Annotated in this window: 18 protein-coding genes; 4 read left to right on the forward strand and 14 right to left on the reverse strand. The window is 64.2% G+C overall.

All coding sequences use genetic code 11. From position 1 onward, the window contains the following. Positions 1–141: 141 nt before the first annotated feature. Positions 142–1,296, reverse strand: a complete 1,155-nt coding sequence (gene rlmN / locus PWP93_RS06970; protein WP_421043927.1) for a 23S rRNA (adenine(2503)-C(2))-methyltransferase RlmN — start codon at positions 1,294–1,296, stop codon at positions 142–144. Between the two features lie 128 nt (positions 1,297–1,424). After that, positions 1,425–1,850 (reverse strand): nucleoside-diphosphate kinase, encoded by a 426-nt coding sequence (ndk, locus tag PWP93_RS06975; RefSeq protein WP_421043928.1) that lies wholly within the window; start codon positions 1,848–1,850, stop codon positions 1,425–1,427. 321 nt (positions 1,851–2,171) lie between these two features. Here ndk and PWP93_RS06980 point away from each other — a divergent pair, with 321 nt between their 5' ends. Continuing rightward, the gene (locus tag PWP93_RS06980; RefSeq protein WP_421043929.1) at positions 2,172–2,870 is read left to right on the forward strand and encodes a Bax inhibitor-1/YccA family protein; all 699 of its coding nucleotides are present in this window, start codon (positions 2,172–2,174) and stop codon (positions 2,868–2,870) included. 122 nt (positions 2,871–2,992) lie between these two features. Here PWP93_RS06980 and PWP93_RS06985 read toward each other — a convergent pair whose 3' ends face one another. The 10 genes from PWP93_RS06985 to PWP93_RS07030 form a co-directional block, all read right to left on the reverse strand. After that, positions 2,993–3,766 carry an MBL fold metallo-hydrolase gene (locus PWP93_RS06985; RefSeq protein WP_421043930.1) on the reverse strand — a complete coding sequence of 258 codons (774 nt, stop codon included), beginning with the start codon at positions 3,764–3,766 and terminating at the stop codon, positions 2,993–2,995. A 7-nt stretch (positions 3,767–3,773) separates the two neighbouring features. Then, complete coding sequence (bamC, locus tag PWP93_RS06990; protein WP_421043931.1) at positions 3,774–4,913, reverse strand: outer membrane protein assembly factor BamC; 1,140 nt, start codon at positions 4,911–4,913, stop codon at positions 3,774–3,776. Between the two features lie 102 nt (positions 4,914–5,015). Further along, complete coding sequence (gene dapA, locus PWP93_RS06995; RefSeq protein WP_421043932.1) at positions 5,016–5,921, reverse strand: 4-hydroxy-tetrahydrodipicolinate synthase; 906 nt, start codon at positions 5,919–5,921, stop codon at positions 5,016–5,018. Between the two features lie 44 nt (positions 5,922–5,965). Next, a complete protein-coding gene (locus PWP93_RS07000; protein ID WP_421043933.1) occupies positions 5,966–6,661 on the reverse strand; it encodes a class I SAM-dependent methyltransferase in 696 nt (231 codons plus the stop codon). 12 nt (positions 6,662–6,673) lie between these two features. Next, a complete protein-coding gene (locus PWP93_RS07005; protein WP_421023731.1) occupies positions 6,674–7,876 on the reverse strand; it encodes a tryptophan--tRNA ligase in 1,203 nt (400 codons plus the stop codon). 4 nt (positions 7,877–7,880) lie between these two features. After that, positions 7,881–8,546, reverse strand: coding sequence for a site-2 protease family protein (locus PWP93_RS07010; protein ID WP_421023730.1), 666 nt, complete (start codon positions 8,544–8,546; stop codon positions 7,881–7,883). An 81-nt stretch (positions 8,547–8,627) separates the two neighbouring features. Next, entirely contained in the window at positions 8,628–9,263 is a 636-nt protein-coding gene (locus PWP93_RS07015; protein ID WP_421043934.1) for an L-threonylcarbamoyladenylate synthase, read from the reverse strand. Positions 9,264–9,469: 206 nt separating this feature from the next. Beyond that, positions 9,470–10,300: a 3',5'-nucleoside bisphosphate phosphatase gene (locus PWP93_RS07020; protein ID WP_421043935.1), complete on the reverse strand. Its 831-nt coding sequence runs from the start codon at positions 10,298–10,300 to the stop codon at positions 9,470–9,472. Positions 10,301–10,384: 84 nt separating this feature from the next. After that, positions 10,385–11,293 (reverse strand): alpha/beta fold hydrolase, encoded by a 909-nt coding sequence (locus PWP93_RS07025; protein ID WP_421023727.1) that lies wholly within the window; start codon positions 11,291–11,293, stop codon positions 10,385–10,387. Between the two features lie 67 nt (positions 11,294–11,360). Then, positions 11,361–12,272: a ferritin-like domain-containing protein gene (locus PWP93_RS07030; RefSeq protein ID WP_421043936.1), complete on the reverse strand. Its 912-nt coding sequence runs from the start codon at positions 12,270–12,272 to the stop codon at positions 11,361–11,363. A 213-nt stretch (positions 12,273–12,485) separates the two neighbouring features. Between PWP93_RS07030 and PWP93_RS07035 the strand changes: the two genes are divergently transcribed. The 3 genes from PWP93_RS07035 to PWP93_RS07045 all read left to right on the forward strand — a co-directional run bounded on the left by PWP93_RS07035 (position 12,486) and on the right by PWP93_RS07045 (position 14,577). Further along, on the forward strand, positions 12,486–13,010 hold the full coding sequence (locus tag PWP93_RS07035; RefSeq protein WP_421023725.1) for a gamma carbonic anhydrase family protein: 525 nt from the start codon (positions 12,486–12,488) through the stop codon (positions 13,008–13,010). Positions 13,011–13,077: 67 nt separating this feature from the next. Continuing rightward, complete coding sequence (gene hslO, locus PWP93_RS07040) at positions 13,078–14,040, forward strand: Hsp33 family molecular chaperone HslO (protein WP_421043937.1); 963 nt, start codon at positions 13,078–13,080, stop codon at positions 14,038–14,040. A 132-nt stretch (positions 14,041–14,172) separates the two neighbouring features. After that, positions 14,173–14,577 (forward strand): hypothetical protein, encoded by a 405-nt coding sequence (locus PWP93_RS07045; RefSeq protein ID WP_421043938.1) that lies wholly within the window; start codon positions 14,173–14,175, stop codon positions 14,575–14,577. A gap of 93 nt (positions 14,578–14,670) precedes the next feature. On the opposite strand, the gene ftsB is transcribed toward PWP93_RS07045, so the two are convergent. Next, positions 14,671–15,093: a cell division protein FtsB gene (gene ftsB / locus PWP93_RS07050; protein ID WP_421043939.1), complete on the reverse strand. Its 423-nt coding sequence runs from the start codon at positions 15,091–15,093 to the stop codon at positions 14,671–14,673. 101 nt (positions 15,094–15,194) lie between these two features. Further along, positions 15,195–16,478, reverse strand: a complete 1,284-nt coding sequence (gene eno, locus PWP93_RS07055; RefSeq protein WP_028216897.1) for a phosphopyruvate hydratase — start codon at positions 16,476–16,478, stop codon at positions 15,195–15,197. Positions 16,479–16,494: the final 16 nt, after the last annotated feature.

The raw sequence follows: 16,494 nt of genomic DNA on the forward strand, positions 1-16,494 counted from the left end.
ATCCGATCGCTTCTGCAATGTTTCTTGTCAAATTTGACGGCTATGTTGCGTTATCCCCCGCGCAACCGCGTCGATACTGCCTTTCGCGTTCTCTTACTGCCCCGCTATCACCCTTTTCCGACTTATCCCGGCCAACGGCGTTCAATGTCGAACCGGATGCACGTCGATTACCTTTCGCGCACTGCGCTCGGCGAGGCGCGTCCGGTCCTTGACCTCGCCCGCGAGCTGGCCACAGGCCGCGTCGATGTCGTCGCCGCGCGTCTTGCGCACGGTTGTGACAACGCCCGCATCCATCAGAATCTGCGCGAAACGCTTGATCTGATCCGGCTTCGAGCGCAGCAGGCCCGACTCGGGGAACGGATTGAACGGGATCAGATTGAATTTGCACGGCACGTCACGCGTTACTGCGAGCAACTGTCGTGCGTGCTCTTCGGTGTCGTTGACGCCGTCGAGCATGCAGTACTCGAACGTGATGAAGTCGCGCGGCGCCACCTTCAGGTAGCGCTGGCAAGCGGCCATCAGTTCGCGCAGCGGGTACTTGCGGTTCAGCGGCACAAGCTCGTCGCGCAGCGCGTCGTTGGGCGCGTGCAGCGACACCGCGAGCGCGACCGGCAGGTCGGCGCCAAGGCGGTCCATCATGGGCACGACGCCCGAGGTCGAAAGCGTGACGCGCCGACGCGACAGGCCGTAAGCGTTGTCGTCGAGCATCAGGCGCATCGCGGGCACGACCGCATCGTAATTCAGAAGCGGCTCGCCCATTCCCATCATCACGACGTTGGTGATGACGCGTTCACCCTTGCCCTCACCGCCGGTCGCACGGCCGCCTGCCTCGCCCAGAAGCGAGGCGCGCAGGGCGAACTCCGCCATGCGCAATTGGCCGATGATCTCTGCAGTGGTGAGATTACGTGAGAACCCCTGCTTGCCGGTGGAGCAAAAACGGCAATTCACCGCACATCCCGCTTGTGACGACACGCACAGCGTGCCGCGCGTTTCTTCGGGGATGAACACGGTCTCGACCGCGTTGCCGTTGCCGACGTCCACGAGCCACTTGCGCGTGCCGTCGGAGGAAACGTTGTCGGAAATAATACCGGGCATGCCGATCGAGGCGCGCCCTTTGAGCTTCTCGCGCAGCGATTTGGCCAGATCCGTCATGCCGTCAAAGTCGGTGGCATTGTATTGATGAATCCAGCGCTGAAGCTGTTTGGCGCGAAACGGCTTCTCGCCCAGGCTCTCGCAATATGCGACCAGCCCTTGAGCGTCGAGATCGAGAAGGTTGACGGTGGAACTGCTCGTCATGTCGAATCCTGCCATTTCAGTGCGAGAGCGCGTTCACCGCCGGATTCGAGAGAACCCGGCACCGGACAGTGAACGACATCGCCGTTCGCGACCCTATGCTGCTTGAACTGCTATCGCGCCTTGGTTGCTTAGCGCGAGTAAACGTTGACTTCGGGGAAGAAGAACGCGATTTCGACGCGCGCCGTTTCAACAGCGTCCGACCCGTGAACTGCGTTGGCGTCGATGCTGTCCGCGAAGTCGGCGCGGATCGTGCCCTTTTCCGCCTTCTTCGGATCGGTCGCGCCCATCAGGTCGCGGTTCTTCAGAATTGCGTTCTCACCTTCCAGGACCTGGATTTGCACCGGGCCCGAGATCATGAACTCAACGAGGTCCTTGAAGAACGGACGCTCGGCATGAACAGCATAGAACTTCTCAGCGTCGGCGCGCGAGAGTTGGACCATGCGCGAGGCAACGATCTTCAGACCAGCGTTTTCGAAGCGGCTGTAGATCTGGCCGATCACGTTCTTTGCCACTGCGTCCGGCTTGATAATCGACAGGGTGCGTTCGAGCGCCATAAAAACTCCAGAAAATTAAGAGGTTACAGATTCAAATGAATCCGCAATTGTAGCATGTTCCCATGTATGATTGCGATTGAACCCCGTTAGGTTAGTGGGCGAGGCCCAGCCGGCGCCAAAGCCGCCCTGGCCCACCTTTCAGCGCCAATTAAGCATGGGAGGTTACGCTCCCGATGTAACAAAGCTACGGCCGCAAATCTACCGTAGAAGAACTGCATGCAGCCCCCGTTGAAACTCCGGGACACCACGCATATCTTAAGAATGAGCGGATCGCGCAACTGTCGCACGCCGCCTGCCACGCCTCTCACGCAAGGAGAAAGCATGAACGAGTATCCCTACAACTTCGGCCGCGGCGGCACCGTTGTCTCCGCCGAGACCCGCAACCGCGTACTGCGCAACACCTACTGGCTGCTCGCGCTGTCGATGGTGCCGACGGTGTTCGGCGCGTGGCTGGGCGTCTACACGGGTTTCTCGCTGTTCGCCGCCACTAGCCCCACGATGAGCCTGCTCGCGTTCCTCGCAATCGCATTCGGCTTCATCTTCGCCATCGAGCGCACCAAGAACAGTTCGCTCGGCGTGTTCGTGTTGCTGGGCTTCACGTTCTTCATGGGCCTGATGCTCTCGCGGCTGCTGTCGTTCATCCTCGGCATGTCCAACGGCGCGTCGCTCATCATGCTCGCGTTCGGCGGCACCGGCGTGATCTTCGCAGCCATGGCCACCATCGCGACTGTCAGCAAGCGCGATTTCTCAGGCCTCGGCAAGTGGCTGTTCATGGGCGTAATCGTGATCCTGCTCGCCGGCCTCGCGAACATGTTCCTGCACCTGCCGGCGCTGATGCTCACGGTGTCCGTGCTGGCCATCGTGATCTTCTCGGCCTATATGCTGTTTGACGTGCAGCGCGTCGTGAACGGCGGCGAGACCAACTACATCACGGCCACGCTCGCGATCTATCTGGATCTCTACAACGTGTTCACGAATTTGCTCGCGATCCTCGGTATTTTCGGCGGTAACCGTAACTGAACCGCGCGGGGTCGGCTCCGTTCCGGCCCTCGTGCGCAAGCAAAAAGCCCATGATTCGCATCATGGGCTTTTTTTCGTCCGCGAATGTTCGCCTTGGGCCCTGGACAGCTTGAGACCAGAGTTCAGAGAGCGAGCCAGTCGAAGCCTTCGCCTTGCGTCGCAACCCCGATTTCGGTGGCCGCATTGCCCAGCACGGCCGCCATGGCGGCGCGCGCGAGTTCAGGTGTGTTGTTCTGCTGGCTCAGGTGCGCCGCAACCAGATGGCGCAGCTTCGATCGATCGAGCGCCGCGAGAATGCCGCCCGCGGACTCATTGTTCAGGTGGCCGTGGGAACCGCCAATGCGCGCCTTGAGCGACGCTGGATAACGGCTCGCCGCCAGCATCTCCGCATCGTGGTTGCATTCGAGCACGAGCGCGTCGCAGCCGCTCAGCACGGCGTGGATGTGCGGCGTCGACTCGCCAACGTCGGTCAACACCCCGAGCCGATTCGCACCATCATTGAAGACGAACTGCAGCGGTTCGCGCGCATCGTGCGGCACGGTGTACGGCAGCACGCCTAGCTCGCCGATTTCGACCACCCCATCGCTCCAGAGAACGTTGAGCTCGACGCCGGCATCGTCGGCGCCGACTGCCTGCGCCGTGCCCCAACTCATGTAGAGCGGAATCGACCAGCGGCGCGCCAAAGTCAGCGCGCTGCCGATGTGATCGCTATGCTCGTGGGTGATGAGAATCGCACTCAGCGTATCGGCAGCCAGGCCCGCTCGGGCTAGCCGCCGCTCGACTTCCTTCGCTGAGAATCCGCAGTCCAGCAGCACGCGCGTGGGCGTCGCGCCGCAGCCCGCTTCCACGACCAGTGCATTGCCCTCGCTACCGCTGCCGAGGCTTGCAAAGCGCACGGCGGGATCAGTTCAACTGGGAATGAAGCGCCGTCACGATGCGCTGCGCATCCGCCGACGTATCCACCTGGCCGTTCGCGGAGAGCACCGCGACCTGGGTCGAATTGCCTTTCGAGCGCACCGAGATCATATACTCGGGCCCCTGATTCTTTGCGGCCTTCTTGGGGTTATAGAACAACTTGCCGAGCAGGCCGTCACCCTTGAGCTCCTGCATGGAGTCCGCGTAGCGCACGTAGTAGATGCCCTTCGCGCGGTCGCGATTGTCGACCGTGAAATTGGTCCGATCGAGCGCGAGACCCACACGCAACCACGCAGTGTCGAATGCCTCGGGCAGATCGAGCGTGGCCCCGTCCGAACCGGACGCGACCTTGGCCGCCGCGGACGACGGACGCGCATCGGTCAGCAGCTGCTTGGACTGCGCATCGTTCAAACCGAACTTCTGCATGACCTTCGCGAGGAATGCGGCTTCGAGGGCCGGATCACGCGGACGCTCAACCCATCTCGACGAGGTCTTGTCCTGGCCGGTCAGTACCTCTTCCATCGCGCTGTGCGTGATCGAAATGTCAGTCTGGCCGTTTGCGCCGCGCGTGACCAGCGTACGGAACTTGTCGCGCGTACCCGACGAATAGGCGAAGTCGACCACACGGCCGATGGTGCGACGGAACCAGTCGTCCGGAATATTGGCGCGGTTTTCGGCCCAGTCCGTCGTCATGATGCCCGTGGCCGGCGAATCGGTCGTGAGCGTGAAGCCGTTGTCGGTCCAGAATTCCTGCAGTTGCGGCCAGACGTCGTCAGGCGTGCGGCCGTCGATCACGAGCCAGCGGCGGTCACCGTCACGCTCGACGTGCATGCCGAGCGGATCCTGCGCATTCGGCACGCCGAGCGTGGCATTGCCCGCGCTCGTGACAGTGCGCTGCGCTGCGCCGCCGAGCGCCACGGTGGGCGGCGGCGCGACATACTTCTGGTCGCTCGACACCGTGGACAGATCCTGCGGCACCGCCAGTGCCGGCGCGCTTGGCGTGTCCTTATAGTTGACGCGATCCGACGCGAACATATCGTTCAGCGACTCGCAGCCCGCGAGCGAGCCGAGTGCGAGCGCCAGCACTGCCATACGGGTGGCGTGGAGAGAAAGAACGGAACGTTTCATGTGGACCTTCGTAATACGGTAACGCTAAGCCTTGACCTGCCGGAATTCGTGGCGGCGTCAGTTGAAAATACGGCGTTTTCGGCTGGAAAGAACCCGAGCCGGTTAGCCGATCAGACCCGCTTCGCGCAGCGCGGTGCGCACCACGTCGTGGTAGCGCTCGTCGAGCGGCGTGAGCGGCAGACGGATGCCGCCTTCGATGCGGCCGAGCTCCTGCAGCGCCCACTTCACCGGAATCGGGTTCGATTCGATGAACAGATTCTTATGCAGCGACAGCAGCTTCAGATGGATCGCTCGTGCAGTCTTCGCGTCGCCTTCGAGCGCGGCGCGGCACAGCTCGCTCATCTGGCGCGGCGCGACGTTCGCGGTCACCGAAATATTGCCGTGGCCGCCGAGCAGCATGAGCGCGATCGCGGTGGGATCGTCGCCGCTGAAGATCATGAAGCCTTCCGGCGCATGCTTGATGAGATGCGCGGCGCGGTCGATGTTGCCCGTGGCTTCCTTCACGCCGACGATGCCCGGCACCTGCGCGAGGCGCAGGATCGTCTCGTTCGACATGTCCGCGACCGTGCGGCCCGGCACGTTGTACAGCAGCACCGGCAGGTCCACCGCTTCCGCGATCTTCGCGAAATGGCGGTACATGCCCTCCTGGGTCGGCTTGTTGTAGTAGGGCACGACCTGGAGCGACGCTTGCGCGCCGACATCCCTGGCAAGCTTCGTGAGCTCGATCGCCTCAGCCGTGGAATTGCCGCCAGCGCCGGCGATGATCGGCAAGCGGCCGGCAGTATGCTCAACCGCCGTCTTGACCATCAGGATGTGCTCTTCGACGTCGAGCGTGGCGGACTCGCCGCTCGTGCCGACGACGACGATGGCATCCGTCCCCTCTTCCACGTGCCAGTCGATCAGTTTGCGAAACGCCGGCAGATCGAGGCTGCCGTCTTCGTGCATGGGAGTGACGATCGCGGGAATGCTGCCGCGCAACGTGATGCCGTCCTGAGTTCCGTTAGCCATGAAACTTCAAAAAAATGAGTACGTTAAACCGCGATTGTAGCGGATTAGCCGGTCAGATCGTAACGAACCAGGGGTAGTACCTGAGTCGCTGCGCCATTACCGGTTCTTTCGACTCTATCCGCCTCGTTTGGCCTGGCAAGGTTTTCCACCGCCGGGTGGTGCGCCGCGCGCGTCTCACGCACAGCGCAAATGCGTTGAACAAACGCCTCACGGGGTTGTGGGAGAAATCCGTCCTGATAAGCGATCACACGCAGCGTGCGCGAGCAAACCGCCAGCAACTCGCCCGGCGCCAGCAGGAATGCCGGATTCGAAGGTTTGCCGACCGTCTCGTTGCCTTGCGCGAAGGTTTCGTAGATCAGCACGCCACCCGGCGCGAGTGCGTCGATGAGACGCGGCATGAGCGGACGATGCAGATAATTCGTCACGACGATGGCCGCGAAACGCGCGCCGGCTGGCAGCGGCCAGGGTGCGCCTTCGAGGTCGCACTCGAGCGTGGCGATGCCTGCCACGCCGCGCATCGTCGCGAGCGCCGCGGCGTCGCGGTCAAGCGCCACCACGGAATGTCCGCGGGCCGCGAGCCAGCGCGCATGACGCCCCCCGCCCGAGGCGACGTCGAGCACCGAGCCGCCCGGCGCGATCAGGTGCGCCCACTGGCGCACCCAGCCCGAGGGCTCGGACAGTCCCCCATGGGCCGGCCCCGTGGGTGCCAGCGGCGCGCTGCCGCCAGAAGCGAGCGTCATCGCAATCGGCTCTTAGTTATACGAGAGGCCCATTGCCTCACGCACGTCGCGCATGGTCTCGTTGGCGAACTTGCGCGCCTTGTCGCAACCATCAGCGACGATCGCGCGCAACAGCGACGGATCGTCCATGTACTTCTGGGCGCGCTCGAGCATCGGCTGCTGCTCGCGCAGGATGCCTTCGATCACCGGCTGCTTGCACTCGATACAACCAATGCCCGCCGAACGGCAGCCCTTCTGCACCCAGTCGTGGGTCTGCGCATCGGTGTAGACCTGATGCAGCTGCCACACCGGGCACTTGTCCGGATCGCCCGGATCGGTGCGGCGCACGCGAGCGGGGTCGGTCGGCATGGTGCGGACCTTCTTCGTGATCGACTCGGCGTCTTCGCGCAGGCCGATCGTATTGCCGTACGACTTCGACATTTTCTGGCCGTCGAGGCCCGGCATGCGCGACGCCTCGGTCAGCAGCACCTGCGGCTCCGGCAGGATGATCTTGCGCTCGCCTTCGAGATAGCCGAACAGGCGTTCGCGATCGCTCATCGAGAGGCTCTGCGACTCGGACAGCAGCGCGCGCGCCTGTTCGAGCGACTCTTCGTTGCCTTCCTGTTGCCAGGCATTGCGCAATTCGTGATAGAGCTTCGAGCGCTTGCCGCCGAGCTTCTTCGCGGCTTCGTTGGCCTTGTCCTCGAAACCCGGTTCGCGGCCGTACATGTAGTTGAAGCGCCGCGCCATTTCGCGCGCCATTTCGACGTGCGGCACCTGGTCTTCGCCCACCGGCACGAGCGAGGCACGGTACAGCAGGATGTCGGCGGCCATCAGCACGGGATAGCCGAGGAAGCCGTAGGTGCCGAGATCCTTGTCGCGCAGCTTCTCGATCTGCTCCTTGTACGTCGGCACGCGCTCGAGCCAGGACAGCGGCGTGCTCATGCCGAGCAGCAGCGCGAGCTCCGCGTGCTCGGGCACGCGGCTCTGGATGAACAGCGTCGACTGGTTCGGATCGATGCCGGAAGCCAGCCAGTCGATCAGCACGTCCCACACGTTTTTCTCGATGACCTCGGGCGTTTCATAGTGCGTCGTGAGCGCATGCCAGTCGACCACGCAGAAGAAGCACGGGTACTCGGACTGAAGCCGCACCCAGTTTTTCAGCACGCCGTGATAGTGGCCGAGGTGCAGCGACCCGGTGGGCCGCATGCCGGAGAAGATACGGTCAGGGAACATGATGTTATGAGAGAAGCGATACAAGAGGGGTAAGGATAGCCGTCACCGCGTCGTAGCCAAGCGACACGAGCGGGCGCAGCCAGAAGCGCGTAAAGACGCCGCTCACGAGGAGCGCCATCACGATGATGAAACCATAGGGCTCGAGGCGCGAGAGCGCAATGCTCGCGCGCGTGGGCAGCAGCGCCGCGAGCACCCGCCCGCCGTCGAGCGGCGGCAGCGGAAAGAGATTCAGCACGCCGAGCACCAGATTCACGCCCACGCCGGCAGCCGCCATACGCGTGAAGAACGGCTCCTCGACGCCGAACACGGCCAGCCCCACGCCGACCACGCCCCAAATGAGCGCCTGCACGAAGTTGCAGGCTGGCCCCGCGGCGGCGACCCACAGCGTGCCCCAGCGTGGATTGCGCAGATTGCCAAACGAAATCGGCACCGGCTTGGCATAGCCGAACACGAACGCGCCGCTCGTCAGGAAATAGAGGATGAGCGGCATCGCGATCGTGCCGACCGGATCGATATGGCGCATCGGATTGAGCGACACGCGGCCCAGCACATAGGCGGTATTGTCGCCGAGCAGACGAGCGACGTATCCGTGGGCGGCTTCATGCAGCGTGATCGCGAAGATCACCGGCAAGGCGTAGACGACGAGCGTCTGAATAATGTTGGCGTCCATGGCGGCGTATTGTAACAACGCGCTGTCAATGCGGAACCAATGCCGGAGCCAATGCGCCGACGCGCACGCAGGCCGCGCGCATCAAGCTGGCTCCTTCAGGCCGAACGGCGCAAGATCGCCGAGCCCCGCGCGCACGAGCACGGGCTCGTCGCCGGTGAGGTCGATGACGGTGGACGACTCGCGCGGACACGCCCCACCGTCAATCACGAGATCGAGCTGCTTTTCGAGGCGCTCGCGGATTTCGTCAGGGTCGTTGAGCGGCTCGGTGTCGGGCGGCAGGATCAATGTCGAGGCGAGCAGCGGCTCGCCCAGTTCCTCGAGAATCGCGAGCGGAATCGCATGACCCGGCACGCGCAGCCCGATGGTCTTGCGCGAGGGGTGCGAGAGCCGTCGCGGGACTTCCTTGGTCGCTTCCAGAACGAATACGTAGGGCCCGGGCGTCACCGACTTGATGAGCCGGTATTGGCGGTTATCCACCATCGCGAAATTAGCGAGTTCGGAAAGATCGCGCACCATCAGCGAGAGCAGCGCCTTTTCGTTGAGCGCGCGAATGCGGCGCAGACGCTCGGCGGCCTGCTTGTCGTCGATGCGTGCCGCGAGCGCGTAGCTCGAATCGGTGGGCAGCGCAATCACCCCGCCGTCGCGGATGATCTGCACGGCCTGCTTGACGAGGCGCGGCTGCGGATTTTCTGGGTGAAGCCGAAAAAACTGTGACATGGCAGTAATCAGCTATCAGCTAACGGAGACAGGACGGAACAGGCAACGCGTCGCGCCATGGTGATGCAATTGCACAAACAGCAAAACCAACCGGACGGCACGAAAACGAAGAACTGCGCGAGGAACTACGCGAATAACCGCGCGAAAAACGGCGAACCGCGCAGTGACGCAAGAACGGCGGAGATGGGCCACGCTGCGCGCGCGGCCTAGAGCCATCGCTCCCAGACAGGCTTGAGATCGGAAGGCAGAGGCGGCAGCGAGCCCGGCATGATCGCCTCCTCGCCGGGGGCGTGAAAGTCCGAGCCGCGCGACGCCTCGAAGCCGAAGCGGCGCGCAACGGCGGCGTATTCGCCGTACTGGTCGGGCGTATGGCTGCCCGTGACGACTTCGATGGCCTTGCCGCCGAGGTCGATGAATTCGCCAAAGAACGTGTCGAATTCGAGCGGCGTGTAGTGGTAGCGGCCAGGGTGAGCGACCACGGCCTCGCCGCCCGCGGCCTTGATCCACGCGACGGCATCCGCGAGTTTGGCCCAGCGATGCGCGACATAGCCCGGCTTGCCCTCGCCCAGCCAGCGCGAAAACGCGTCCTGAGTGTGCTGCGCGCGGCCCGATTCGACAAGAAAACGCGCGAAGTGGGTACGTGAAATCAGATCGGGATTCGAGACGTATTGAAGCGCGCCTTCGTAGGCGTCCGGGATGCCTAGCGCTTCCAGACGCTCGCCAATCGCCTCGGCGCGCGCGGCTCGGCCATCGCGCGTGCGAGCGAGTCCGTCGACGAGCGCCGCGCATTCGGGATCGACATGCAGGCCGACGATGTGCACTGTGCGCGACGCCCACGTGACCGAAATCTCGACGCCGTTGAGATAGCGCATGCCGAGCGCCTCGGCGGCGGCTCGCGCCTCGCGCTGTCCGCCCAGCTCGTCGTGATCGGTGAGCGCCCACAATGCCACGCCGCCCGCCTGCGCCAGCTGCGCAACGGCAGCCGGAGCCAGCTGGCCATCGGAGACAGTGGAGTGACAATGGAGGTCGGCGTTCATCGCAGGCTTAAAAACAGGCTTGAAAATAATAACGATCCATTTTACTGCAATGCGGCGAAGACGGTTCGAGACGGCGGAACCGGGCTAGCCTGCGCAGAAGGCCTCGATGAGATGGGCGACCGCTTCCGGCTGATCGTGATGGACCATGTGGCCCGCGTCGTCGATGAAGCGCTCTCGCCAGTCGGGAAAGGCCTCGAAGCGCTTCTTGAAGACATCGATGGGCACCTTGCCCGCGAGGCGCGCCAGCGTCTCCGACTGCGTGGCTTCGACATGCAGCACCTTCGCGCGCACGCATGCCCAGACCGCCATGACCTCTTCGAGGCGGTACAGCACTGGATTGACCATCTTGTGCGCGGGATCGCCGAGCAGCATGTAGCCGCCTTCGCCATGCTCGCCGACGACAGGCTTCGACCAGTGCTGGGCGAGGAAACGCGCGCGCGCCGGCACGAGGCGCGGGTTCGTCTTCACGAGCCGCGCGGCCACATCGTCGAGCGTGGCGTAGGGGCGCAATTGCGGCGGCACACGCATTTCGTCGAGCCATTGGCGCACGCGGCCCGGCGCCTGCGCGGGCACGGTCGCCGGCATGCCGAAGCCTTCCAGGTCGACCACGCGCCGCACGCGTTCGGGCCGCACGCCAGCGTAGAAGCACACGACATTCGCGCCAAGGCTGTGCCCTACCAGGTTCACCTCGCCCGCTTGTGCTTCAGGCGCGTAATGATCGAGCAGCGCGTCCAGGTCGGCGAGGTAATCGTGGAACCAGTAGCCGCCCGCGCCCTGCTGCGCCGCCGGCCAGTCGGACAGGCCGAAGCCGCGCATATCCGGCGCGATCACCTGCCAGTTGCCGCCGAGCGCATCGACGACGAACTGGAACGAGGCGGCCACGTCCATCCAGCCATGCAGCATGAAGAGCGTGGGCGCGTCTTCGGCGCCCCAGCGACGCACGTGCAGGCGGATGCCGTTCACGTCGACGAATTCGGATCGGGAAAGATTCATTGCACGCGCATAAACGAATGATCGTTCGATTATATCGGTACGATCTGACAGATGGGCCAGCGCCCTTTCACTTTTCCTCCGTGCAGCTGCGGGCGGCGGATTCGCTCGCCGCAGCGGCATCCTGCGCCGTCAGCGTGTCGAGTTCGGCCTGATCGAAGCCCGCCGCGCGGCGCGCCTCGAAATTGAACGGCCCGCGCATGCGCGGCGCGTTGTACTGCGCGGCGAGCGCGAGCCATGCCGCGTGGGGATCGAGACCGCGCGTCTCGCACAGATAACGGAACCAGTGATTGCCGATGCGTACGTGCCCGACTTCGTCGCGCAGGATGATGTCGAGGATCGCGGCGGATTCGTCGTCGCCGGCCTGTTTCAGGCGCGCGCGGATGGGCGGCGAGGCGTCGAGGCCGCGCGCCTCCAGCACGCGCGGCACCAGTGCCATGCGCGCGAGCACGTCGTTGCTCGTGCGCTCGCACATTTCCCAGAGGCCGTTGTGCGCCGGGAAATCGCCGTAAATGTGGCCGTAGTCCGCCAGCCGCTGGCGCAGCAGCGAGAAGTGATACGCCTCCTCGGCCGCCACTCTCAGCCAGTCAGCATAGAAGGCGTCGGGCAGGTTGGCGAAGCGCCATACGGCGTCGAGCGCGAGATTGATCGCATTGAATTCGATATGCGCCAGCGCGTGCAGCAGCACGACGCGCCCTTGCGGCGTGCTCATGCTGCGGCGCTGCAAGCTGCGCGGCTCGACCAGTTCCGGGCGTGCCGGGCGGCCCGGGAGATCTGAGGGCGCCACGAGCGTTCGCGTCGCGTCCCAGTGCACGGCGCCTTGGGACGCGGCGCGCAGCACCTCGGAATGGAGTGCGCCAACGGCTTCAGCTTTGGCAAGCGAATCGCGCTCGCGCAGGGCGTCGAGCGCGGCGGCGCGCCAGTTGGCGCGGCTCTGGGCGCCATCAGTCGAGTTGACGGCTTCGGAAAACACGGAACTCATCGCAAAAAAGACCAGAATCGGGACAAAAATCAACAAAAACCACCGGATGCGCGGCCGGCACACTGCAAGCGCGTCAGGCACGCCACCCCGCGCGATTGAGGGGCGGCGAGAGCGCACGGACGCAACCGTTTACAATACGCGATTCACCCGGCCCGCAGCGCCCTTGAGCGCATGCCACAGCCGCCCCCAGCAGATAAAAGGAGACGTAACACCGTGGCCATCTACAAGCTTGGCGAAGCAGCGCCCACCATTCATGAGAGTGTATTTGTCGCCGACAACGCCACCGTCATCGGCAAGGTCGAACTCGCCGAGGAGTCGAGCGTCTGGTTTGGCGCGACCCTGCGCGGCGACAACGAGCCAGTCAAGGTGGGCGCGCGCAGCAATGTTCAGGAAGGCGCGGTACTGCACACCGACCCTGGCTTCCCGCTCACGCTCGAAGCCAATGTGACGGTCGGGCACCAGGCCATGCTGCACGGCTGCACGGTCAAGGAAGGCGCGCTCATCGGCATTCAGGCCGTGGTCTTGAATGGTGCGGTGATCGGCCGCAACTGTCTGGTTGGCGCTGGCGCCGTGGTAACGGAAGGCAAGGTGTTCCCCGATAACTCGCTCATCCTTGGCGCGCCGGCCAAGGTCGTGCGTGAGTTGACCGAGGCCGACATTGCGGGTCTCAAGCGCAACGCGGATGTCTACGCGGAGCGCCGCGAGTATTTCAAGGCGCAGCTCGTGCGGATCGGCTAAAGGCGGCTCGCCTCGCCGCCGCGACTCGCGGGACGCGCTAGCCAAGAATCAAATGAAGGAAAAGACCGTGAACGACCAGTTGCAAAAATTCATGTTCAGCGCAGCCCCCGTGCGCGGCGAGATCGTCTCGTTGCGCAACACGTGGCAAGAGGTGCTGACGCGCCGCCAGTACCCGGCGCCCGTGCGCACCGTGCTCGGCGAAATGATGGCGGCCTGCGCCCTGCTCTCGGCCAACCTGAAGTTCGACGGTACGCTGATCATGCAGATCCTCGGCGATGGCCCCGTGCGCATGCTGGTCGTGCAGTGCAGCTCCGACCTCTCGATGCGCGCGACCGCGCGGCTCGCAGAAGGCGTCGAAGCCAAGGACTTGGCTGCGCTGGCCGTTGGCACGACGCTCGCCGATCTCATCAACGTGAGCGGCCAGGGCCGTTGCGTGATCACGCTCGATCCGGCCAACAAACAGCCGGGCCAGCAGCCCTACCAAGGCATCGTGCCGCTGAATGGCGAGAACGGCCCGCTAGGATCCATCGCGGAAGTGCTCGAGCACTACATGCATCACTCCGAGCAGCTCGACACGCGCCTGTGGCTAGGTGCAAACGACGACCGCGCGGTGGGCATGCTGCTGCAGAAGCTCCCCGGCGATGGCGGCATCGTGCCACACCCGCACGAACTCGACGCCGACACGTGGGAGCGCGTCTGCACGCTCGGCGGCACGCTCACGCGCGAAGAGTTACTCGAGCAGGAGCCCGAAACGCTGTTTCGCCGCCTCTTCTGGCAAGAGAACGTGAACCACTTCGAGCCCGTGTCCACGCGCTTTCTGTGCAGCTGCTCGCGCGAAAAAGTGGGCGCCATGCTCAAGATGCTGGGCCGCGAGGAGGTCGACGGCGTGATCGAGGAGCGGGGCCACGTCGAAATTCACTGCGACTATTGCAATCAGCGCTACGAGTTCGACCCTGTCGACGTGGCGCAACTTTTCGCCACGCCCCGGCTCTCAGAAGGTGTCGCCCCCGCCGAGGACCGGCGCCACTGATCGATTTCGGCGTGCGGGCACGCCGGCCCGCTGGATTGCCTGCGCGGCCGGCGCACGGCAGCAACCCTGAGCCGAAACCGGACCCGCTCATCGGCAGCGTTGCTTAGGCATCCGACAGATGGAGGAAAAGCAATGAACTCGAACAAGTCCTTCGCATGGCAACCGTGCGTACGGGGCTTGCCGCGCACAAGGACGATGCTCGCGATCGCTGCGCTCGCTGCGGGTGTCACGCTCATGAGCGGCTGCACGCTGGATCCGCCCGGACCTTCGCCGATCTACAGCCGCCTGCCCGCGAATCAGGCCGACGCCTTGCAGCCCACACCGCTGCTCACGCCCGAAGGGCGCGCCCGCTATGATGCGATCGACCGTCAGGCGCTCTCCGAATCGGATCAGGCGGCCACCGCCGCAGCCGCCGCGCAAGCCTGGTCGCGCGCCTATGCGCCGCCTGTCAGCGTCTATGGCAGCTATTACAGCGGCGGTTGGGGGAGCGGCTGGGGCACGGGTATCGGCTATGGCTACCCGGGCTGGGGCTGGTAAGCATGCCGCCCCATCACCCACCCTGCACGAAATAAAAAAAGCGCGGCTTCCAACAAACGGAAGCCGCGCTTTTTTGCCCCTCGAGGGCGAGATCTAGCCTGCCTTCTTTGCATCCTTGCTATGCCCGTGCCGCTTCTCCGGCACGCGCGACACCGGGTTGGGCACCACCTTGACCGGCGCCGCTGACATCTCGCCGCGCGTGGAAACGTTCGACGAGCCGGTCGGCGTGGCGGACGACGGCTGGTTGGGCGAAACGAACTGCACGAACACCTCGCCGTCCTTGACCATGCCCATCTCGTAGCGCGCGCGCTCCTCGACAGCCGCCGTGCCGCTCTGGAGATCCTGCACCTCGCCCGCGATGCGTTCGTTGCGCAGTTTCTCTTCGTCGTTCTGCTTCTGCTGTTTGGCAAGCTGCTCGCGCAGTTCATGCACACGCAGCCAGCCGCCATGGCCCCACCAGAGCGGATACTGAATCAGCGCGAGCAGGAGAATCAGGACGACAGTAACAAGCCGCATGTAAGGTGCCGGATAAATACACGCCGCCCTGCGCGTGACGCAGGGCGGCGGAAAGGGATTACGAAGAAGGACAGCAAGGCTGCTGCCGGGAGCGGGTCCGCTTAACGGAGGTTATAGAATGCCGACTTGCCCGGGTAGCTGGCGATATCACCGAGATCTTCCTCGATGCGCAGCAGCTGGTTGTACTTCGAGATGCGATCGCTGCGCGAGAGCGAGCCGGTCTTGATCTGGCCGGCGTTCAGGCCCACGGCGATGTCGGCGATCGTCGAGTCTTCGGTTTCGCCCGAGCGGTGCGAGATCACGGCCGTGTAGCCCGCGCGCTTGGCCATTTCGATCGCTGCGAAGGTTTCCGTCAGCGTGCCGATCTGGTTGATCTTGATGAGGATCGAGTTGGCGATGCCCTTCTCGATGCCTTCCTTCAGGATGCGCGTGTTGGTGACGAACAGGTCGTCGCCCACGAGCTGGACCTTCTTGCCGAGCTTGTCGGTCAGCAGCTTCCAGCCGGCCCAGTCGGACTCGTGCATGCCGTCTTCGATCGAGACGATCGGGAACTTGTCGGCGAGCGTCGCGAGGTAGTCGGCGAATTCCGCCGACGACAGTTGCAGGCCTTCGCCCGCGAGCTGGTACTTGCCGTCGTGGTAGAACTCGCTCGCTGCGCAGTCGAGCGCGAGCAGCACGTCTTCACCGGCGCGGTAGCCGGCCTTCTCGATGGCTTGCAGGATGGTCGAGAGGCACTCGTCGTTGCTGCCGAAGTTCGGCGCGAAGCCGCCTTCGTCGCCCACTGCCGTGCTCATGCCGCGATCCGAGAGGATCTTCTTGAGCGCGTGGAACACTTCCGCGCCGCAACGCAGCGCTTCGCGGAAGGTCGGCTGGCTCACCGGCACGATCATGAATTCTTGAATGTCGAGGCTGTTGTTCGCGTGTGCGCCGCCGTTGACGATGTTCATCATTGGGACCGGCAGTTGCATCGCGCCCGAGCCGCCGAAGTAGCGGTACAGCGGCAGGCCGGCTTCTTCAGCGGCAGCCTTCGCGACGGCCATCGAAACGGCCAGCATCGCGTTCGCGCCAAGACGCGACTTGTTGTCGGTGCCGTCGAGCTCGAGCAGGGTCTTGTCGAGGAAGGCCTGCTCCGAAGCGTCGAGTCCCATGATCGCTTCCGAAATTTCGGTGTTGATGTGCTCGACCGCCTTCAGCACGCCCTTGCCGTTATAGCGGCCGGCTTCGCCGTCGCGCAGCTCGATCGCTTCGCGCGAGCCCGTCGATGCGCCCGACGGCACTGCCGCGCGGCCCATCGTGCCCGACTCGAGGAGCACGTCGCATTCGACGGTAGGATTGCCGCGCGAATCCAGGATCTCGCGACCGATGATATCTACGATTGCACTCATGGTTTCCTCAGGAATT

It is taken from the genome of Paraburkholderia sp. A1RI-2L (assembly GCF_048957375.1).
GTDB lineage: Bacteria > Pseudomonadota > Gammaproteobacteria > Burkholderiales > Burkholderiaceae > Paraburkholderia.